Source organism: Paracidovorax anthurii (assembly GCF_003269065.1).
Lineage (GTDB): Bacteria > Pseudomonadota > Gammaproteobacteria > Burkholderiales > Burkholderiaceae_C > Paracidovorax > Paracidovorax anthurii.
In genome coordinates this window covers 58,028-77,582 of sequence record NZ_QLTA01000013.1, presented here as the reverse complement: position 1 = coordinate 77,582, position 19,555 = coordinate 58,028, and the positions used below count along the sequence as shown (strand labels likewise).

Here is a 19,555-nt window from a genome sequence, read left to right as displayed (position 1 = left end):
CGATGGCTGATATAGCGGGTCGTGTGCTGGGGTATGCGAGGGTGAGTACGTGGGAGCAGGACACGGCGTTACAGCTTGACGCGCTCAAGCGTCATGGGGTCGTCGATTTGTACAGCGAGTCTGGATCGGCCGTTGGTCCTCGGCCGGTGCTCAAGGCTGCTTTGTTGGGCTTGCGCAGTGGTGACATGCTTGTGGTTTGGAAGCTTGATCGTATTGCCCGAGATCTGTACGACTTGCTTGGACTGCTTAACAAGCTGCAGGCTCTCGGGGTGATGTTCCGATCCCTTACTGAGCCTATAGATACGTCTACACCCCTGGGGATTTTTATGGTGCAGATGTTGGGGGCTGTTGCTCAATTGGAGCGCGCCATGATCCGAGAGCGTGTGCTTGCTGGGCAGGTTGCTCATATACAGCGTGGCGGATCGCATGGCCGTCCACGGCAGTTAACTGATGTGCAGCAGGGTCTTGTTAAGGCCTTGGCGATTGCTGGCCATACTCAAGCTGAGATAGCGCGCCAGATGTCTGTTTCGCGTGCTGTGGTGGATCGTGTCATGAATCCTTGGCGGTCTCGATACCAGCCGCAGCGCCCGGTGTTGGGTCCGTTGCTGGCACAATCGCCGGCCCTGCTCGATGCTCCGAAATGATAATTTCGTCGCTCATGAACTTGCTGCCGCTGCCCGCTTTCACCGACAACTACATCTGGATGCTGCACGACACGCAATCCGCCGTCGTGGTCGATCCGGGAGAAGCCGGCCCGGTGCTGCAGGCGCTGCAGCACCGCGGTCTGGCGCTGCAGGCGATTCTAGTCACGCACCACCACGGCGATCATGTCGGCGGCGTGGCGCAACTGCGCGAGGCCACCGGCGCGCAGGTGCACGGCCCCGCGCGCGAATCGATTCCCGGGCCGGCGCACCCCCTCGCGGAGGGCGACACGGTGCAGGTGCTGGGGCAGCGCCTGGCCGTGATCGACGTGCCCGGCCACACGGCGGGCCACATCGCCTACTACGGCGCCGACCTGCCCGGCGGCCCGGCCCTCTTTTGCGGCGACACGCTCTTTTCCGGCGGCTGCGGGCGCCTCTTCGAGGGCACGCCCGCGCAGATGCAGCAGTCGCTGGACCGGCTCGCGGCCCTGCCCGGCGAGACCCGGGTGTGCTGCGCCCACGAATACACACTTTTGAACCTCGCTTTCGCCTGCGCCGTGGAACCCGCCAACCAGGCGCTGCTCCAGTACCGCCAGGAGTGCGAGGCCCTGCGTGCCGCCGGGCGGCCCACCCTGCCCTCGCGCATCGCCACCGAACACGCCGTGAACCCCTTCCTGCGCACCCGCGAGCCCGTGGTGGCCCGCGCCGCGCAAAGCTTCGATGCGCGCACCGATGCCGGCGACGCCGTTGCCGTGCTCGCGGCGCTGCGCCAATGGAAAAACGAATTCCGACCGACCTGAATCCATGAAACTCCTGCACATCCTGGGCCTCGCGAGCGTGCTCTGGCTCACCGGCTGCGCGGCCCCCGGCACCGCGAACAAAGACACCCCGCCCCCGGCCGCCACGGGCAGCGCCCCCGCCAGCCCCGCGCCCCGGATACCCTCCGGGCCGCTGCTGCCGATCACCGCGGCGGATGCGAGCCACTTCAGCGTGACCTCGCTCGCGGCCCCCTCCGACCTCTGGGACCGCATCCGCCGGGGCTTCGCCATGCCCGACCTGGACCAGGACCTCGTGCGCGACCGCGAGCTCTGGTACGCGAGCCGGCCCGACTACATGCAGCGCATGACGGAGCGCTCCAGCAAGTACCTGTTCCACATCGTCGAGGAGTTGGAACTGCGCGGCATGCCCACCGAGTTGGCCCTGCTGCCCTACATCGAGAGCGCCTTCAACCCCATGGCGGTCTCCAGCGCGAAGGCCGTGGGCATGTGGCAGTTCATGCCCGCCACGGGCAGCGACTACCAGCTCAAGCAGAACGCCTTCCGCGACGACCGCCGCGACGTGCTCGCCTCCACCCGCGCCGCGCTCGACTACCTGCAGCGGCTCTACACCATGTTCGGCGACTGGCACCTGGCCCTGGCCGCCTACAACTGGGGCGAAGGCAACGTGAGCCGCGCCATCGCCCGCAACCAGAAGCAGGGCCTGGGCACCGGCTACACCGACCTGAACATGCCGGCCGAGACGCGCCTGTACGTGCCCAAGCTGCAGGCCGTGAAGAACATCGTCGCCAGCCCCGAGCGCTTCAACACCGAGCTGCCGCTGATCGAGAACCACCCCTACTTCCAGACCGTGGACATCACGCGCGACATCGACGTCTCGCTGGTGGCCAGCCTCGCGGGCGTGCGCGAAGGGGATTTCCGCGAACTCAACCCCTCGCTGCACAAGCCCATCATCCTCGCGGCCGGCATGCCGCAGATCCTGCTGCCCTGGGACAACGCCCAGGTGTTCCGCAAGAACCTGGAGGCCTACACGGAGGGCCAGTACGCGAGCTGGACGGTCTGGAGCGTGCCCACCACCATGAGCGCCGCGGCGGCGGCCCAGCGCGTGGGCATGAGCGAATCCGACCTGCGCAACGTGAACAAGATCCCGCCCCGCATGCTCATCAAGGCCGGCTCGGCGCTCATGGTGCCGCGCGGACAGGCCACGCGGGCCGACGTGCCCGGCCAGGTGGCCGACAACGGCCAGGTGGCCTTCACCCCCGAGATCGTCACGCGGCGCACCACGGTGCGGGCCGGCAAGCGCGACTCGGTGACTACCATCGCCCGCCGCTACAAGGTGACCACCGCCGACGTGGCCACCTGGAACGACGTGAAAGCCACGGCCTCTTTCAAGGCCGGCGAGCAGGTGGTGGTCTACCTGCCCGTGCGCATGTCCTCCTCGGCCGCGCCGTCGCGCGGCAAGCAGGCCGCCCCGGCCCGGGGCAACGCCAAGAAGACGGCCGCGCCCACCTCGCGCAAGGGCGGCACGCCCTCGCGCAAGAAGCGCTGACGGCAAGGCCACCGTGCCGGCCGGGCCCGGCCGGGCGGCGCGGCCCGGTCACAGGCGCAGCGTGTGCATGCCGACCAGGCCCAGGATGCCGATGACGATCAGGTAGAGCGCCACGATGATGTTGAGCAGGCGCGGCATCACCAGGATGAGAATGCCTGCGATGAGGGAGACGAGCGGGCCGATGCTGAGGTTCAGCGACATGGAGGGGTTCCTTTGTGGCGGTTTGCGGGGAGAAAAAGAAGAAAGGACAGGCCGGCCCGGGACGGGTTTCCCGCGCGCGGCGCCGAGCACTCTATCCCGCCGCGGCGGCCCTGGCCTGTCGGACCATGGCGGCACTTGGAATGCGTTCACGATCTCGCAGGGGTCGCGCCAGCGTCATGCATTGAACTTGGTCTTGGCCTTGCGCGCGAATTCGTTCGTGAAGGTCCGCCCCAGGTCCACCTTCGCGGAGGCCTGCTCGGGCTGCAGCCGCGCGAGGGTGCGCAGCGCCGTGGCGGGGCCGTCGTCGGGCATCAGGCCATCGGGCGAGAACGTGTCGCGCACCTTGTGGAACGCGGCCAGGTACGTTCCCCGGTCGCCCATCAGGTAGTCCTGGGGCACCACGCGCATGAGGTCGGCGGCGCTGGCCGTCTGCAGCCATTTGAGGGCGTGGACCATGGCATTGACCAGCGCCTGCGACGTGGCCGCCTGGTGCTGCACGAAGGCACGCGGCGCATAGAGGGTCGCCCCCGGCATCGTGCCGCCGAAAAGCTCCTGCGAGCCCTTGAGCGTGCGCGTGTCGCACAGCAGGCGCACCTCGCTGCGCTGCTCCAGGAGGCTCACGATCGGATCGGCATGGCACAGCGCATGGACGCGCCCCTGGCGCAATGCGGAAAGCGCGGACTGGCCCATGCCCACGCCGATGAAATCGATGTCCTCCAGCGACGCTCCCCCCTGCGAGAGCGCCATCCGCGCCACCATGTGCGAGGAGGAGCCGGGGGCCGTCACCCCGACGCGCAGCCCCTTGAAGCGGGGCACGCTGCGCACCGGCCACGCGCGCGCGGAGGCCGCGAGCGCGAGCTGCGGCGCCCGGACCTGCAGCACGAAGGCGGTGCAGGGCAGCCCCTGCAACTGCGCGCGCAGCGTATGGTCGTAAGCCCCCGAGCACACGTCGGCCTCGCCCTGCAGCAGGGCCCGCAGCGCGAGCGCCCCGCCCGTGTAGTCCTGCAGCGAGACCTCCAGCCCCTCGGCGCGGAAGAACCCCAACTGCTGCGCGATGGTGAGCGGCAGGTGGTAGAGCAGCCCCGCCCCGGCCACCGCCACGCGCACCCGGCCATGCACCCCCTGCGAGAAAGGCGGCGCGATGGCCCGCGCCGTGCCAGCCCCCAGGCCCGCCAGCGGCAGGCATGCGGCAATCGCTCCGAAGCGGCGGCGATCAATCGAGGACAGGCTCATGGAAACGGCAGGGGGCTCTGCATGTTGCAGTGCAGCAATCGTGCCTCAAAAACCCTCCGGCCGGCATCCGTAGGAATCCCTGTAGGCGAAAAAAACACGGCGCCCTGGAGGCGCCGCGCGAAGAGCGGTGGAAAGAATGCGCTCCGGGGTCGCCCTACCGGTAGCCCAGGAAAAAAATCGCCGTGTTGACCATGAACGCGCCGAGCCACACCGCGCTGCGCGCGGTCGGCATGTCCGACACGTACATCAGCACGTAGAAGCCGCGCAACATCACGAAGGCCAGCGCCAGCAGGTCCAGCAGCGTCTGGGCGGCGCCCAACTGGTGCGCCACGATCACGGCGCCGATGAAGAACGGCAGGCATTCGAACGTGTTGGCCTGCGCCGCGATCACACGGCCCCGCCAGTCGGACTGCCGCGCGGCCCAGGCGCGCGGATCGTGGTTGTCCGCGCCGCGGAAACTGCCGCGCTTGGCGAGCATGGCACAGGCGATCGGCATCAGCACCATCGCGAAGACACACCAGTACGCCACGGTGAACCGCGCGATGTGCAGGGAGTTCATGTCAAAGCCTTTTCACGCCCATGTCGCCGAAAAATGGACATGAGCAGCTATTAATTCTATAGCACACCTACCGCCGGTCGACGAGGGCGTGCGCGATGGTGCCGAGGTCCACGTATTCGAGCTCGCTGCCCACGGGCACGCCCCGGGCCAGCCGGGTGACATGCAGGCCGCGCGCCTTCAGCACCTCGCTGATCGCATACGCGGTCGCCTCGCCCTCGGCGGTGAAGTTGGTGGCGAGGATCACTTCCTGCACCACGCCGTCGCCGGCCCGCTCCAGCAGCTTCGCGAAGCCGATGTCCCTGGGGCCGATGCCGTCGAGCGGGGAGAGCCGCCCCATCAGCACGAAATACAGCCCCCTGAAGGCCCCCGTGCGCTCCAGCGCGGCCTGGTCGGCGGGGGTTTCCACCACCGCCAGCCGGGACGCATCGCGCTCCGGGTCCAGGCAGGTCGCGCACACCTCGCCTTCCGTGAAGGTGTGGCAGCGCGCGCAGTGCCGCACGGACACGGCCGCCTCGCGCAGCGCGCGAGAGAGCAGCTCGGCCCCCTCGCGGTCGTGCTGCAGCAGGTGGAAGGCCATGCGCTGGGCCGACTTCACGCCGACGCCCGGCAGGCGCCGCAGGGCCTGCACGAGGGCGTCGAGGGAATGCATATCGGATGCGGGCGGCATGCTCTGCGAAATGGCGTGGCGCTCAGAACGGGAACTTCATGCCCGGCGGCAGGCCGGGCATGCCGGCGGTGAGCTTGCCCATCTTCTCCTGCGAGGTTTCCTCGGCCTTGCGCACGGCGGCGTTGAAGGCGGCCGCGACCAGGTCCTCCAGCATGTCCTTGTCGTCGGCGAGCAGGCTCGGGTCGATGGTCACGCGCTTGACGTCGTGCTTGCAGGTCATGAGCACCTTGACGAGGCCGGCGCCGGATTCGCCCTCCACCTCGATGTTGGCCAGCTCGTCCTGGGCCTTCTTCAGGTTGTCCTGCATGGCCTGCGCCTGCTTCATGAGGCCGGCGAGTTGTCCTTTGTTGAACATGGTGTGGTTCCTTTTCTGATGGGTCGGAGGGGTTTCCGGAGAGAAAAAAGACGAAAGCGAAGGCGATGGCCGGGCGGTGGCGGCCCGCGGTGTCCCGGCGGGCGGGCGCAGCGCCCTCGGAACGTGTTTACACGGGCTTGATGCTGCCGGGCACGATTCTCGCCCCGAAGTCGCGCATCAGGCTCTGCACGTAGGGGTCGTTCTCGACGATCTCCTGCGCGCGCCGCTGGCGCTCGGCGGCCGCGTGGGCGTTGCGCCGGGCCGGGCTGTCGATGACGGCGCCCACCTCCACGCTGATCTGCCGCGCGAAACCGGCGGCCTCCAGGGCGGCGCGCAGGCGCTCGCGGGCCACGGGCTGGTTCAGCGACTCGCGCTCCACGCGCAGCAGCCAGTGGTCGGCATCGCGCGCCACCAGTTGCGACTGCAGCGCCAGCTCGCGCACCAGGGCGTTGATGGCCTCCGCCGCCACGAGCTGCCGCACGGTGGCGTGCCAGACGTCGCCCTCTTCCGTGGGGGTATAGCGTGCCGAGGCCGGCATGCCGCCGGGCGCGGCCACGGGCTGCAGCCGGGCCCCGGGCTCCGGAGCTTCCCGCACGGGGATTGCTACGATTTCAGGAGCAGGATATGTAGATTTCTCGGCGACATGGGGCCTGCCTGACTGCAAATCGGCCGCCGTGCGGACCGGCAGGCGCACCGCCTCGCCCCCCGGCCCCGGATGCGCGGCGGAGACCTGCCCGCCGCCGGCGGATTCCCACTCGGGCGGCGCGGGAGGCTCGGACCTGGGCGGCGGCGCCTCGGGTTCATGGAGGGCGGCACGGGGTGGCTCCGCGTCGGTGGGAACCCCTTCGGATCGCGTGGGCGCCGGGCCGGCCTCCCTGGGCGGCATCGCAGCGAGCCCGGCCGGCGCGCCCTGCACCGATGGCGTGGCTACGGGGGGAGGCCCGCCCCGCTCAGGGGTGGCGGGCAGTGTTTTTTTTTCCGCCGCGGGCCCGCCGCCATCCACGGGAGGCTTGAACGCGAGCAGCCGCAGCAGCGCCATGGTGAGCGCGGCGTATTCGTCGGGCGCCAGCCCCAGCTCGGTCCGCCCGTGCAGGCAGATGCTGTAGAGCAGCTGGGTTTCGTCGGCGGGCATCGCGGCCGCGAGCCGGGCCGTCTCGGCGGCATCGGGGTCGCCCGCGTCCACGGCCTCGGCCATCTGCGGCACGGCCTGCAGGACGGCCATGCGCTGCAGCACCGCGCTCATCTCCTCCAGCGTGGAGGCGGCCGAGAGGCCGTGCATGCGCAGCGCGTCGGAGGTTTCCACCACCGTGCGGCCGTCGCCGCGCGCCAGGGCGTCGATGAGCCGGAACACATAGGAGCGGTCCACGCTGCCCAGCATCTGGCGCACGCCGGCCTCCTGCAGCTGGCCGCTGCCGAAGGCGATCGCCTGGTCGGTGAGCGAGAGCGCGTCGCGCATCGAGCCCCGCGCGGCGCGCGCCAGCAGCCGCAGCGCCTGCGGCTCGGCCGGCACGCTCTCTTGCGCCAGCACGCGCGTGAGGTGCTCCAGCACCGTCTCGGGGGCCATGGGCCGCAGGTTGAACTGCAGGCAGCGCGAGAGCACCGTGACCGGCACCTTCTGCGGATCGGTGGTGGCCAGCACGAACTTGAGGTATTCCGGCGGCTCCTCCAGCGTCTTGAGCATCGCGTTGAACGCGGTGTTCGTGAGCATGTGCACTTCGTCGATCATGAAGACCTTGAAGCGGCCCTGCACCGGCTTGTACACCGCCTGCTCCAGCAGGCCCTGCACCTCGTCCACGCCCCGGTTGGAGGCCGCGTCCAGCTCGGTGTAGTCCACGAAGCGGCCGGAATCGATGTCGGTGCAGGCCTGGCACACGCCGCAGGGCGTGGCGGTGATGCCGCCCTGCCCGTCCGGGCCCTGGCAGTTGAGCGACTTGGCCAGGATGCGCGAGACCGTGGTCTTGCCCACGCCACGGGTGCCCGTGAACAGGTAGGCATGGTGCAGCCGCTGCTGGGTGAGCGCGTTCGAGAGGGCCTGCACGACGTGCTCCTGGCCCACCATCTCGGAGAAATTGCGCGGACGGTACTTGCGGGCGAGCACGAGGTAGGACATCCGCGGGATTCTACGGGGGTCGAACCGCCTCGCCGCGCCCGCCGGCTCCTTTAGCATGGCCGGTACCCGGCGGTGCCGCGCTTGGCGGGCCCGAGCCGGGCGTTTTTCCGAAAGACCGGACCCATGGACACCGCTCCCCGCCCATCCACAGGCATCGCCAAGCGGCTCGGCCTGCTCATCGCCTGCGCCATGCTCGGCATCGTGCTCATCACCGCCATCCTGCTGGCGTCCGAGAAGCGCCTCATCATGGAGGAGCGCAAGAGCAGCGTGCGGCAGAACGTGGAAACGGCGCACAGCCTGGTCGCGCACTACCACGCACTCTCGACGCAGGGAAAGATGTCCGATGCCCAGGCGCGGCAGATGGCCCAGGACAGCCTGCGGTCCATGCGCTACAGCGGCAGCGAGTATTTCTGGATCAACGACATGCAGCCGGTCATGGTGATGCACCCGATCCGCCCGGAACTGGACGGCAAGAACCTCTCGGAGAACAAGGACCCCACCGGCCTGCGTATCTTCGTGGCCTTCGTGGATGCGGTGAAGGCCAACGGCGCGGGTTTCGTGTACTACATGTGGCCCAAGCCGGGCAGCTCCGACCCCGTGCCCAAGGTGTCCTACGTCAAGGGGTTCGCGCCCTGGGGCTGGGTGGTGGGCTCGGGCGTGTACGTGGACACGGTGGAGTCCACGGTGAATTCCCGCATCCTGACCTTCGGCATCGCGGCCCTGGCGCTGGCCAGCGTGCTGCTCGGCATCGGCCTGCTGCTAGCGCGCGGCATGCTGCGCGAGCTGGGCGGCGAGCCCGGCACCGCCGCGCGCGTGAGCGGGCAGATGGCGGCCGGAGACCTGTCGATGGACATCCCCCTCAAGCCGGGAGACCGCTCCAGCCTGCTGTACGCCATGGAGCGCATGCGCCAGAGCATCGCCCACATCGTGAGCGAGGTGCGCGCCAGCACGCAGTCCATCGCCAACGCATCGACCGAGATCGCGGCGGGCAACAACGACCTCTCCTCGCGCACCGAGCAGCAGGCCAGCGCGCTGCAGCAGACGGCCGCCTCGATGGAGCAGCTCACGAGCACCGTGCGGCAGAACGCCGACCATGCGCGCCACGCGGCCGAGCTGGCCAGCACCGCCTCGGAGGTGGCGCAGAAAGGCGGCGCGGTGGTGGGCGAGGTCGTGAGCACGATGGGCGCCGTCAACGCCTCCTCGCGCAAGATCGTGGACATCATCGGCGTCATCGACGGCATCGCCTTCCAGACCAACATCCTGGCGCTCAACGCGGCGGTGGAGGCCGCCCGCGCCGGCGAGCAGGGGCGCGGCTTCGCCGTCGTCGCGGCGGAGGTGCGCGGGCTGGCGCAGCGCTCAGCCTCCGCGGCCAAGGAGATCAAGCAGCTCATCGACACCTCGGTGCAGCAGGTGGGCGAGAGCTCGCGCCTCGTCGATCAGGCCGGCAGCACCATGGCTGAAGTGGTCAGCAGCGTGCAGGAGGTGGCCGGGCTGATCCGGGGCATCGCCTCCGCCAACCAGGAGCAGGCGGCGGGCATCGACCAGGTGAACCTGGCCGTGACGCACATGGACCAGGCCACCCAGCAGAACGCCGCGCTGGTGGAGGAAGCCGCATCGGCGGCGGAATCCCTGAAGACACAGGCCGCCCGGCTGGAGGAGCTGGTGGGGGTCTTCAAGGTCCCGCCCCGCTGAGAACGAGTTCACGATCCTGAACTCGTTCCGGGATCGCGGGCTTTTTCGGGAAGACGGTCCGGCACATTGGATACAATGCGCGCTGACGGGCCTCCCCGCATGGGGAAGCGGCCAACCGGGTCAGGTGGGGAACCAAGCAGCCCTAACCGTGGAGCCAGTGCCGGGGGTAAGGCTCGTCAACTTCCTTTTCTTCTTTCGCGCCTTCCCGGGCTCTCGCCCGGCCATCCGGGCGCGCAACGACCTCAATCCGCCGCCGACCGCAGCCACTGCGCGGCCCCCTGGCCCGCCGCGGCCCCCGTCGCCATGCAGGCGGTGAGCAGGTAGCCCCCCGTGGGGGCTTCCCAGTCGAGCATCTCGCCCGCGCAGAACACGCCCGGCCGGGCCGCCAGCATCAGCCGCGCGTCCAGCCCATCGAACGCCACGCCGCCGGCCGTGCTGATCGCCTCGTCCAGCGGCCGGGGCGCCACCACGGTGACCGGCAGGGCCTTGATCGCGCGCGCCAGCGCATGGGCGTCCCGCACCCCGTCTTTGCCCAGTTGCTCATGGAGGATCGCGGTCTTGATGCCATCCAGGCCGAGCCGGCTCTTGAGGTGGCTGCCCAGGCTGCGCGTGCCCCTCGGATGGCGCACCTCTTTCTCGACCCGCTCGGGCGTGTGGTCGGGCAGCAGGTCCAGGAAGAACGTGGCGTGGCCATGGGCCGCGATTTCGTCGCGCAGCAGCGCGGACACGGCATAGACCAGGCTGCCCTCCACGCCCGAGGCGGTCGCCACGAACTCGCCGCGGCGGTGGAAGGCCCGCCCCTGGCTGTCGGTGAAATGCAGCGCCACCGACTTGAACGGCTGGCCGGCAAACCGCTCGGCGAAATACGCCGTCCAGCCCAGCGGCGGCGTGGGCTCCCGGCCGATGAGCGCCTGCAGGAACTCACGCCGCGTCTCGTCCGCCGGCGCGCCCGGCCCCAGCACGTCGAAACCGCAGTTGGCCGGCTTCAAGGGCGACACGGGCACGCCCTGCGCCGCGAGCCACGGCGCCCAGGCCCCGTCCGAACCCAGGCGCCGCCAGCTCGCGCCGCCCAGCGCCAGCACGGCGGCCCGGGCCGCCACATGGACCTCGCCGGCCGGCGTGAAAAAACCCAGGGAATGCCCATCGCGCCCGCCCTCGCCCAACGGAGTCGCCGCGCCCTGCCAGCGGTGCCGCATGTGCAAGCGCACGCCCATGCCGCGCAGGCGGTGCAGCCAAGCACGCAGCAGCGGGGCCGCCTTCATGTCCGCGGGAAACACCCGGCCCGACGTGCCCACGAAGGTCTCCACCCCCAGGTCGCGCGCCCAGTTGCGCAGCGCATCGGGGCCGAAGGCCTCCAGCCAGGGCGCCAGCACGGCCGCCCGATCCCCGAAGCGCCCCATGAACGGGCCGAGCGGTTCTGAATGCGTGAGGTTGAGCCCGCCCTTGCCGGCCAGCAGGAATTTCCGCCCCACCGAGGGCATGGCGTCGAAGACATGCACCGCCAGCCCGGCCCTGGCCAGCACTTCGGCCGCCATCAGGCCGGCAGGCCCGCCGCCGACCACCGCGGCGTCACAGGACCAGGAAGCGACCGCGGGCGCGGGAGCGGAAGAAGACATGTCGATCCAATCGAATAGGAGAAAAACGCCGCCCCGTCAGTCGAACAGGGCGCCTTGCACGGGACGGCCCGGCGCGGCAGGCGGAGGCGGCGCGGACGCCGGGGGGGGCGATGGTAATGGCTGCGCGGGCCCCGCGCCGCCATCGGGCTCGGGCAGGACCTCGACCATGCGGCCATCCCCGGCGAGAAACGCCGCCCGCACCACGTCGCCGGGCGCCTGCGCCTGCACGGCGGCGCGGTAGCGGCGCAGCTGCGCGAGCAGCCCGGGCTGGCGTTCGGGTTCCGCCGCGCTCTTGTAGTCCAGCACCCACCACTCGGCCGGCCGCCCCCCGGCCGCCGGCCGGCGCACGAGGCGGTCGATGCGCAGGGACTGCCCCCGGTGCACGATGGGCGCCTCGTCCAGCGCCAGGTCGATGGCCGACGGGTCCCAGGCCCACGCGCCCTCGCCGCCCAGGATGCGCCGCGCCAGCGCCGCGGCCTGCCCGGCACGGCCCTCGGGCAGGTCGAAATCCTTCGCGAGCCGCGCCAGCCGCGCGGCCGGCCAGCCGCTCTCCAGCACGCCCCGGCCGCCATCGCCGGCAAGCCCGGCCTGCTCCAGCAACTGGTGCATGGCCTCGCCCTGCCGGGAATCGGGGGTGGATGCGGCCGCTTCCGCCCCGGGCGGCGCCAAGGCCTCGCCCTGCACCGCCGCGCCGGCCTCCAGCGGGCCCGGGGCCTCGGCCCAGCCCGGCAACTCCGGCAGCCGCGTGGTGCCGGCATCCCCCTCCCCGGCCGCGCCCGGCATTTCGGCGTCGTCGGGCGCCAGCGCCGGCAAGGCCAGCGGAGCGATCCGGTTCCACCAGCTTCCCGGCGCGGACTGGCCGGGCCGCACCGAGGACAGCGCCAGGCAATGGCGCGCCCGGGTCATCGCCACGTAGAGCGTGTTGAGTTCCTCGCGCTGGCGCTCGGCCTGCTCGGCCGCCAGCGCATCGACGGCGCTGGGCGGCGGAGCGGATTCGCTCGCGAGAAAGACGAAGCAGCGCGGCTCGGGCATCTCCCCCGGCCAGTCCACCAGCACGCCCATGGTCTCGGCCTTCTGGGGACGGGTGTCGGTGTCGAGCAGCAGCACCGCATCGGCCTCCAGTCCCTTGGCGCCGTGCACCGTGAGCAGGCGCACCGCCTGCGCGTCCACGCGGCCGGGCGCGCGCTGCCCCGGCCGCTTCATGGCGCGCACGAAGGCATAGGGGGTGAGATAGCGCCCGCCATCCTGCTGCAGCGCGGCCGACAGCAACGCCCGCAGATTGGCCAGCACGCTGGCGCGCAGCGGCGCCGGCGCCGCCGCGGCGAACCGGGCCAGCACGTCACGGTGGCGGTAGATGGCGTGCAGCGCGTCGTGGGGCGGCCATTGGTCCACCCAGCGCTTGTAGAGCATCAAATCGGCCGCCAGTCGCCGATTCTGCTGGGCAAGTAGCTCATCTTTCGATAGCAAATCGAACCAGGCGGGGGCCTGACCCTGGCCCGCCTCCGTGGCCGCGGCCGCCGCCGCGCGGCGCGCCACCGCCACGCGCACCAGCAGGTCGTCGTCCAGGCCGAAGAGCGGCGAGCGCAGCGCCCGCGCCAGGGACAGGTCGTGCCCCGGCGACACCAGGGCATCGAGCAGGGCCACCACGTCCTGCACCTCGGGCGCCTCGCACAGCCGCGCCTTCTCGGGTTGCACGCAGGGGATGTGCAGATCCCTCAGCGCCTCCTGCAGGCTGGCGAGCCGGTCGCGCTTGCGCGCGAGCACCATGATTTCCCGGGGCGGCGTGCCCGCCGCGATCTGCCCGGCCACCCAGCGCGCGGCCTGGGTGCATTCCTGCATGCGCAGCGTCTCCTCCGGCTCGTGGCGCGGCTGGGTCAGGCTGTCGCGCCAGGCCAGCGGGTCCGCCGTGGCGGCATCGGCCAGGGGCTCCTCCGCCGGCTCCCCGGCGATGGGCGGCAGGCACAGCAGTTGCCCCGCGTCGCGGGATTCGGTGGTGTGCTCGCGGTAGCCCGCGGTTTCGCCCTGCGCCTGCGCGGCGCCCATGACCTGGTTCACGGCGGCGATCACGCCCGTGGCATTGCGGCGCGTGTGGTCGCAGGCCAGCAGGTCGCCGCCCAGCCCCTGGCGCACGAAGGCCTGCGCCGCGAGGAACACCTGGGGCTCGGCGCGGCGAAAGCGGTAGATGCTCTGCTTGGGGTCGCCCACGATGAACACGCTGGGCGGCCGGTGCCCGCCGCCCGTGCCCGCATAGCTGGACAGCCACGCGTGCAGCGCCTGCCACTGCAGCGGGTTCGTGTCCTGGAATTCGTCGATGAGCAGATGGCGCACGCGCGCGTCCAGGCGCTCCTGCACCCAGCCGCTGAGCACGGGGTCGGAGAGCATCACGAGGGCGGTGCGCTCGACATCGTTCATGTCCACCCATCCGCGCTCGCGCTTGAGCGCCGCGAAAGCGGCCACCAGCGCCCGGGCGAGCCGCGCCATGCGCTGCTGGTGCAGCCAGGCCTCGTGCTGGCGCCGGGCCAGGCACAGGCGCTGCAGCTCCTGCTCCGCCTCCTGCGCGGCCGCGAATTTCTCCAGGTTCCGGGACAGCCGGTCTTCCTTGGCCACGAAGAGCGCGCGGCGCAGCGTGTCCAGCCGCGCATCGGCATCGACGCCATCGAAGAACGCCTCGATGATGGCGGCCGCGGCCTTCTGCGGCGTCTTGTTCGCCTCAGTGCCGAGGGCCGACGCCCAGGCCAGCCAGCGCTCGCGGCACGGCGCCGCCGCGAGGGCCTGGGCGGGATGGTCGAGCCCGGACCATTCCGGGAACAGCGCCCCGAAGGGCGGGACGGAGCCGTCGATCACGCCCGAGGCATCGGCCAGCTCGAACTCCACGCGCTTGTCCAGCGCCGCCTCCAGGGCCTTGCGCGTCTGCGATCGGCCATGGCGCGCCACCGCCTCGGTGTAGTCGGCATGCAGGGCGGCATCCGCCACCACCACCGGCAGGAAAAGCGGCCAGACCTGCCGCACCGCCTCGGCATCGTCCTCCAGCAGTTCATAGCGCGCCGGCAGCCCGCGCGACTGCAGCACCGCCAGCGGCGCGGTGCCCAGCAGCGCGGCGAACCAGCTGTGGAAGGTGCGGATCTGCACGGGCCGCCCGGCGCCCAGCACCCGGTGGTACAGGTCCTTGAGCCGCTCGCTCCCCTCGCGGGCCTGCTGCGGCGGGAGCCCGCGCGCCAGCAGTTCCTCCTGCAGGCGCGGCAGCGGGGCCTCGGCGAAGGCTTCCAGCCATTCCTGCAGGCGCTGGCGCATCTCGCCCGCGGCCTTCTTCGTGAACGTGATCGCCAGGATCTCGTGCGGCGCGCACCCGTCCAGCAAGGCGCGCACGATGCGCGACACCAGCATCCAGGTCTTGCCGGCGCCGGCGCAGGCCTCCACCGCCACGCTGCGGCCGGGGTCGCAGGCGATGGCGTAGAAGGCTTCCCGCTCCACGGGACGGCCGTTGTGCTCGTAGGCAGCGGACACGGACGGCGGATGCGGCTCAGCCATGCCAAAAATCCTTGCGGCACAGGCCGCGCGCGGCGCAGTAGTCGCACACGGCGCCCTCGCCCAGCGCCGGCATCGGCGCGCCCTCGGCGATGCGTTTGAAGTCGTGCAGGATGCCTTCCACGAGCCGGTCGCGCAGGGGCACCACGTCGGGCTGCTCGAAGCTGCGCGTCTCGCCCCGCTCGCCCACGTTGACGTAGGCCGCGCGCAGCGTGTCGTCGCCCAGCAGCGCGGCATAGAACGCGAGCTGGGTGTCCTCGGTGCCGGCGGCGATGCGCCGCCGCGTGACGGCCTCGCTCTCGGTCTTGTAGTCGATCACCATCGTCGCCGGCTCGTCGCCGGGCGCCTGCGCGCGCACCGCATCGACGCGGTCGAGCAGGCCGACGAGCTGCAGCGTCCCGAGCGGCTGCGCGCAGCGCCGCTCGGCCTCGCGAAAGCGCGCCCCCTGGGCCTCGTGCTCCGCGAGCCAGCGCAGATAGCCGTCGCGCAGCGCGGGCCAGCCCGCCATGAAGGGCAGGAACTCCGCCGGCGAGAGGCGCTGCGCGCGCAGCGTGGCCTCGGCGGCCGCATCCAGCAGCGCGCGGCGCACGCCGTCGTCTTCCACGGGCGCATCGCGCAGGGCCTCGTGGAAATGCTGCAGAACGGCATGCAGCCAGTTGCCGAAGTCGCGCTTGTCCACTTCGGCGCCCAGCTCGTCCGACTCCTGCAGCCCCAACTGCCGCAGCGCGAAGAACCGATAGGGGCAATGCCGCAGATCGGCATACGCGGTCGATGAAAGCTGCGATACGGGCAATGCGTCGCCCGTGGGCAGGGGCCTGGGGACAGGCGCCAGCGCCACGTCGCGGCCCTCGCGCGGATCGGCCGCCGCCCGCCCCCGGCCCGACGCCAGCAGCGCCAGCACCAGCGGGCTGGCCAGCAGCGGCTCCCCGCCCTCGTCGCCGATGCGCCAGAGCACGTCCACCGCCGGCGCGCAGAGCGCATGCGCCCACGCCGCGCGCTGCGCGGCCTCCAGGGCCGCGCGCGCGGGCAGGCCCAGGCCATCGCGCTGCGCCTGCGTCCACGGGCCGGGCGGCTCCGGCGCGGCCTGCAGCCGCTTCTCGTCGCACCCCGCCGCCACCAGCGCAGCGAACGGCCGGGCCAGCATCTGCTGCAGGGGCACGACGACCACGTCGGGCGTGCCGCCGCCCTCGAAGCGGGGACGGAACCGGCCCGCCTCCAGCACCTCGTCCACCCAATGGGTGAATTCCGGCAGCGACATCGGGCGGCCGGCCGCGTCCAGCGCACGCCATTCCTCCTCCAGCCCCTCGCCCATCCGCAGCTCGGCCAGCACCCGCATGCCCGCCCCATCGGCCAGAAGCCATTCCCACTGGCCGGTGGACCGCAGCAGGGCCCGCAGCGCCGCCAGCCAGTCCGGCAGTGCGCGCGCGGGCTGCATGGATTCCCGCCACGCCTCGACCTGGCGCACCATCGCCTGTGGGGCGGAAAAAGGGCCCGTGGAAAGCCGCTCGGCAGCCGCGCGCACGCCCGGCTCCGGGCCGGCCACCCCGTCCAGCCCCGCGCCGCGCACCGCCGCGCCCCAATCGCCCAGGCCCGAGCGGCGCAGCCAGCGCTCGGTCTGGCGCACCGCGCCGGCCTCGGCCGCCGGCGCATGCTTGAGCCAATCCAGCACCGCATCGCCGGAGGCCTGGCGCGCGCACGCACGCAGCGCGGCCATGGCGTGGGCCCCGGCGCGGGTGGTCGAGAGCGTCCACCCGTTTTCATCGTGCACCGACAGGCCGCGCCCCAGCAGCAGCGCACCGATGCGGCGCGTGAGCGCGCGGTCGATGGCCGCCAGCGCAATGGGCGCGCGCCCCTGGGCCCGGTGCGCCAGCACGCAGGCGGCGGCGCGCTGCGCCTCGTCCTCCGCATCGGAGGCGGCATGCAGCGCAATCGCCTGCGCGGGCCTGCCGCCGGCCGGTACCTCGGGGCTCCACAGCGGCAGCGCCCCCGCGCATGCGCCCCCCCAGTGGGCGCGCAACGCATGCGCCAGCGGGTCCGGCTGGAATCCGTCGAGCACGATGAGCGCCGCGGTCGAGGCGCGCACGCGGGCCTCGAAGAGCACGTCGGTCGCATGCCGCGTGGCCAGGGCCCATTCCAGGGCGATGCGCGCCACGGCCGCCTCGTAGCGCAGCACGGCCCCATCGCCCGCCGGGGGCAGCAGCAGCCGCGCCTGCGCCGCCCACGCATCGCGCGCGGCGGGCGGCACCGCGGCGACGGCGGGCGCCAGCTGGCTCGCGGCCTCCAGCAGCGGGCCCGCGAGCAGTTCGCGTTGCGCCTGCAGACCGGCACGGTCGAGCAGGGAGCGGGCCGTGAGCGTATCCCGCCCCGTGTCCTGCGCGAGATCGTCGCCCTGCGGCACGAAAGGCGCGATGCGCCCGGCCCAATTGCGCGTGGTTTCGAACCGCGGCGCGAAGCCCTCCGGAAAGGACAGCGCCCATCGCCGCTGCGCCTCGCCCATGAGCTGCGCATACGGCACGAGCACGACCACGGAGCCGGCCGGCGCGGCCGGGCCTCGCGCCAGGCCGTGCACGCGCTCCAGCAGCGCCGCCCAGGCCCTGTCCAGCACATCGGATTTCGCTATGACTGTCATAGCGGCGCGGTCGCCGCCCACAAGAGGCGGCGGGGAATGTCTTTCTGTCACAATCCCGGAACTTTATCCGCACCTTCCACGGACATCCCACTTTCTTTCGCATCCACAAGGAACGCGCCATGGCCAGCGAACTGATCAAACACATCTCCGACGCCAGCTTCGAATCCGACGTGCTGCAACCCGGCAGCACGGTGCTGGTGGATTACTGGGCCGAATGGTGCGGCCCCTGCAAGATGATCGCCCCCATCCTCGACGAGGTGGCCGGCTCCTACCAGGGCAAGCTGACGGTGGCCAAGATGAACGTGGACGAGAACCGCGAGGTGCCCGCCAAGTTCGGCATCCGCGGCATCCCGACGCTCATGCTCTTCAAGAACGGCCAGCTCGCCGCCACCAAGGTGGGTGCCATGAGCAAGGCGCAGCTGACCGCGTTCATCGATCAGCAACTCGCCTGACCACCATTCATCGCAGCCGTTGCCGGGGCCTTTGCCAAAGCCCCGGCACCCTCTTCTCCCCAACGCCTTCAACCACCGCCACCCCTCTTGCGCGCAGCTGCCAAGCCCCTGATGAGCGGACGCCTTTTCCTGTCATAATCCGCGCTGATCACCGGGCCAGCCCAGCATCGGCGGCCGGTCGCAGATCCTCAAGAACCGCCAGGATCCGCCTCGAGCGATTCACCCGGCACGCGGTCTCTCCCTGAATTCCTATCCACTCCGTTCCGGAGTCACCCCCATGCATTTAAACGAACTCAAGGCACTGCACGTGTCCGAAGTGCTCAAGCAGGCCGAAGAGCTGGAGATCGAGAACACCGGGCGCATGCGCAAGCAGGAGCTGATGTTCGCGATCATCAAGAAGCGCGCCAAGGCGGGCGAACAGGTCTTCGCCGATGGCGTGCTGGAAATCCTGCCCGACGGCTTCGGCTTCCTGCGCAGCCCGGACACGAGCTACACGGCGAGCACCGACGACATCTACATCTCGCCCAGCCAGGTGCGCCGCTTCAACCTGCACACCGGCGACATGATCGAGGGCGAGGTGCGCACGCCCAAGGATGGCGAGCGCTACTTCGCGCTCACCAAGCTCGACGCCGTGAACGGCGGCCCGCCCGAGCAGAACAAGCACAAGGTCATGTTCGAGAACCTGACCCCGCTGTTCCCCAAGGAACAGATGAAGCTCGAACGCGACATGAAGGGCGAAGAGAACATCACGGGCCGGATCATCGACATCATCGCGCCCATCGGCCGGGGCCAGCGCGCACTGATCGTGGCGCCCCCGAAGAGCGGCAAGACGATGATGATGCAGCACATCGCGCACGCCATCACCGCCAACAACCCCGACGTCCACCTGATGGTGCTGCTCGTGGACGAGCGGCCCGAGGAAGTGACCGAGATGCAGCGCACCGTGAAGGGTGAGATCATCGCGTCCACCTTCGACGAACCCGCCGCCCGCCACGTGCACGTGGCCGAGATGGTCATCGAGCGCGCCAAGCGCCTCGTCGAGCTCAAGAAGGACGTGGTGATCCTGCTGGACTCCATCACGCGCCTCGCCCGTGCCTACAACAACGTCGTGCCCTCCTCCGGCAAGGTGCTGTCGGGTGGCGTGGACTCCAACGCGCTGCAGCGCCCCAAGCGCTTCTTCGGCGCGGCGCGCAAGGTCGAGGAAGGCGGCTCGCTCACCATCATCGCCACGGCCCTGGTGGACACCGGCAGTCGCATGGACGAAGTGATCTTCGAAGAATTCAAGGGCACCGGCAACAGCGAAGTCCACTTGAACCGCCGCCTCTACGAGAAGCGCGTGTTCCCGGCCATCGAACTCAACAAGAGCGGCACACGCCGTGAAGAGTTGCTGCTGCCGCCCGAGATCCTGCAAAAGACCCGCATCCTGCGGCAGTTCCTCTACAACATGGACGAGATCGAGAGCATGGAGCTCATGATCAAGAACATGAAGGCCACCAAGACCAACGTCGACTTCTTCGACATGATGCGCCGCGGCGGCTGAAACGCTCCGC

The 19,555-nt window shown here is 70.8% G+C and carries 15 protein-coding genes and 1 other RNA gene; 7 read left to right on the top strand and 9 right to left on the bottom strand.

From position 1 onward, the window contains the following. Positions 1-2 precede the first annotated feature (2 nt). The 3 genes from AX018_RS08775 to AX018_RS08765 are packed head-to-tail and all read left to right on the top strand — an operon-like array spanning position 3 to position 2,966. Positions 3-644 (top strand): recombinase family protein, encoded by a 642-nt coding sequence (locus tag AX018_RS08775; RefSeq protein ID WP_111876914.1) that lies wholly within the window; start codon positions 3-5, stop codon positions 642-644. 14 nt (positions 645-658) lie between these two features. Beyond that, positions 659-1,441, top strand: coding sequence for a hydroxyacylglutathione hydrolase (gene gloB, locus AX018_RS08770; protein WP_170146214.1), 783 nt, complete (start codon positions 659-661; stop codon positions 1,439-1,441). Positions 1,442-1,445: 4 nt separating this feature from the next. After that, the gene (locus tag AX018_RS08765; protein ID WP_111876913.1) at positions 1,446-2,966 is read left to right on the top strand and encodes a transglycosylase SLT domain-containing protein; all 1,521 of its coding nucleotides are present in this window, start codon (positions 1,446-1,448) and stop codon (positions 2,964-2,966) included. Between the two features lie 48 nt (positions 2,967-3,014). Here the strand turns inward: AX018_RS08765 and AX018_RS08760 are convergent, their stop codons facing one another. From AX018_RS08760 to dnaX, 6 genes are all read right to left on the bottom strand, one after another. Then, complete coding sequence (locus tag AX018_RS08760; RefSeq protein ID WP_111876912.1) at positions 3,015-3,167, bottom strand: DUF3096 domain-containing protein; 153 nt, start codon at positions 3,165-3,167, stop codon at positions 3,015-3,017. Positions 3,168-3,341: 174 nt separating this feature from the next. Then, entirely contained in the window at positions 3,342-4,400 is a 1,059-nt protein-coding gene (locus tag AX018_RS08755) for an ABC transporter substrate-binding protein (RefSeq protein WP_111876911.1), read from the bottom strand. 154 nt (positions 4,401-4,554) lie between these two features. After that, entirely contained in the window at positions 4,555-4,959 is a 405-nt protein-coding gene (locus tag AX018_RS08750) for an MAPEG family protein (RefSeq protein WP_111876910.1), read from the bottom strand. A gap of 67 nt (positions 4,960-5,026) precedes the next feature. Continuing rightward, positions 5,027-5,626 carry a recombination mediator RecR gene (recR, locus tag AX018_RS08745; protein ID WP_211322400.1) on the bottom strand — a complete coding sequence of 200 codons (600 nt, stop codon included), beginning with the start codon at positions 5,624-5,626 and terminating at the stop codon, positions 5,027-5,029. Between the two features lie 22 nt (positions 5,627-5,648). After that, positions 5,649-5,981 (bottom strand): YbaB/EbfC family nucleoid-associated protein, encoded by a 333-nt coding sequence (locus tag AX018_RS08740; RefSeq protein ID WP_111876908.1) that lies wholly within the window; start codon positions 5,979-5,981, stop codon positions 5,649-5,651. A 127-nt stretch (positions 5,982-6,108) separates the two neighbouring features. Continuing rightward, entirely contained in the window at positions 6,109-8,091 is a 1,983-nt protein-coding gene (dnaX, locus tag AX018_RS08735) for a DNA polymerase III subunit gamma/tau (RefSeq protein WP_111876907.1), read from the bottom strand. A gap of 123 nt (positions 8,092-8,214) precedes the next feature. On the opposite strand from dnaX, the gene AX018_RS08730 reads away from it, so the two are divergent. Together AX018_RS08730 and ffs are read left to right on the top strand one after the other, a co-directional pair. Continuing rightward, on the top strand, positions 8,215-9,783 hold the full coding sequence (locus AX018_RS08730) for a methyl-accepting chemotaxis protein (RefSeq protein ID WP_111876906.1): 1,569 nt from the start codon (positions 8,215-8,217) through the stop codon (positions 9,781-9,783). Positions 9,784-9,867: 84 nt separating this feature from the next. Next, positions 9,868-9,964: signal recognition particle sRNA small type (ffs, locus tag AX018_RS08725), an RNA gene on the top strand. Positions 9,965-10,025: 61 nt separating this feature from the next. Here the strand turns inward: ffs and AX018_RS08720 are convergent. The 3 genes from AX018_RS08720 to AX018_RS08710 are packed head-to-tail and all read right to left on the bottom strand — an operon-like array spanning position 10,026 to position 17,553. After that, complete coding sequence (locus tag AX018_RS08720; protein WP_111876905.1) at positions 10,026-11,399, bottom strand: TIGR03862 family flavoprotein; 1,374 nt, start codon at positions 11,397-11,399, stop codon at positions 10,026-10,028. Positions 11,400-11,435: 36 nt separating this feature from the next. Further along, positions 11,436-14,927: a UvrD-helicase domain-containing protein gene (locus AX018_RS08715; RefSeq protein WP_111876904.1), complete on the bottom strand. Its 3,492-nt coding sequence runs from the start codon at positions 14,925-14,927 to the stop codon at positions 11,436-11,438. Beyond that, complete coding sequence (locus AX018_RS08710) at positions 14,920-17,553, bottom strand: PD-(D/E)XK nuclease family protein (protein WP_111876903.1); 2,634 nt, start codon at positions 17,551-17,553, stop codon at positions 14,920-14,922. Before AX018_RS08710 ends, AX018_RS08715 begins: the two co-directional genes overlap by 8 nt. Before the next feature lie 119 nt (positions 17,554-17,672). On the opposite strand from AX018_RS08710, the gene trxA reads away from it, so the two are divergent. Continuing rightward, positions 17,673-18,005: a thioredoxin TrxA gene (gene trxA, locus AX018_RS08705; RefSeq protein WP_111876902.1), complete on the top strand. Its 333-nt coding sequence runs from the start codon at positions 17,673-17,675 to the stop codon at positions 18,003-18,005. A gap of 277 nt (positions 18,006-18,282) precedes the next feature. Then, complete coding sequence (gene rho / locus AX018_RS08700; RefSeq protein ID WP_111876901.1) at positions 18,283-19,545, top strand: transcription termination factor Rho; 1,263 nt, start codon at positions 18,283-18,285, stop codon at positions 19,543-19,545. Positions 19,546-19,555 lie beyond the last annotated feature (10 nt).

Bases quoted from the DNA above. Each gene is read 5' to 3' on its own strand.
- AX018_RS08775 (WP_111876914.1), top strand. From the start codon at position 3: ATGGCTGATATAGCGGGTCGTGTGCTGGGGTATGCGAGGGTGAGTACG.
- gloB (WP_170146214.1), top strand. From the start codon at position 659: ATGAACTTGCTGCCGCTGCCCGCTTTCACCGACAACTACATCTGGATG.
- AX018_RS08765 (WP_111876913.1), top strand. From the start codon at position 1,446: ATGAAACTCCTGCACATCCTGGGCCTCGCGAGCGTGCTCTGGCTCACC.
- AX018_RS08760 (WP_111876912.1), bottom strand. From the start codon at position 3,167: ATGTCGCTGAACCTCAGCATCGGCCCGCTCGTCTCCCTCATCGCAGGC.
- AX018_RS08755 (WP_111876911.1), bottom strand. From the start codon at position 4,400: ATGAGCCTGTCCTCGATTGATCGCCGCCGCTTCGGAGCGATTGCCGCA.
- AX018_RS08750 (WP_111876910.1), bottom strand. From the start codon at position 4,959: ATGAACTCCCTGCACATCGCGCGGTTCACCGTGGCGTACTGGTGTGTC.
- recR (WP_211322400.1), bottom strand. From the start codon at position 5,626: ATGCCGCCCGCATCCGATATGCATTCCCTCGACGCCCTCGTGCAGGCC.
- AX018_RS08740 (WP_111876908.1), bottom strand. From the start codon at position 5,981: ATGTTCAACAAAGGACAACTCGCCGGCCTCATGAAGCAGGCGCAGGCC.
- dnaX (WP_111876907.1), bottom strand. From the start codon at position 8,091: ATGTCCTACCTCGTGCTCGCCCGCAAGTACCGTCCGCGCAATTTCTCC.
- AX018_RS08730 (WP_111876906.1), top strand. From the start codon at position 8,215: ATGGACACCGCTCCCCGCCCATCCACAGGCATCGCCAAGCGGCTCGGC.
- AX018_RS08720 (WP_111876905.1), bottom strand. From the start codon at position 11,399: ATGTCTTCTTCCGCTCCCGCGCCCGCGGTCGCTTCCTGGTCCTGTGAC.
- AX018_RS08715 (WP_111876904.1), bottom strand. From the start codon at position 14,927: ATGGCTGAGCCGCATCCGCCGTCCGTGTCCGCTGCCTACGAGCACAAC.
- AX018_RS08710 (WP_111876903.1), bottom strand. From the start codon at position 17,553: ATGACAGTCATAGCGAAATCCGATGTGCTGGACAGGGCCTGGGCGGCG.
- trxA (WP_111876902.1), top strand. From the start codon at position 17,673: ATGGCCAGCGAACTGATCAAACACATCTCCGACGCCAGCTTCGAATCC.
- rho (WP_111876901.1), top strand. From the start codon at position 18,283: ATGCATTTAAACGAACTCAAGGCACTGCACGTGTCCGAAGTGCTCAAG.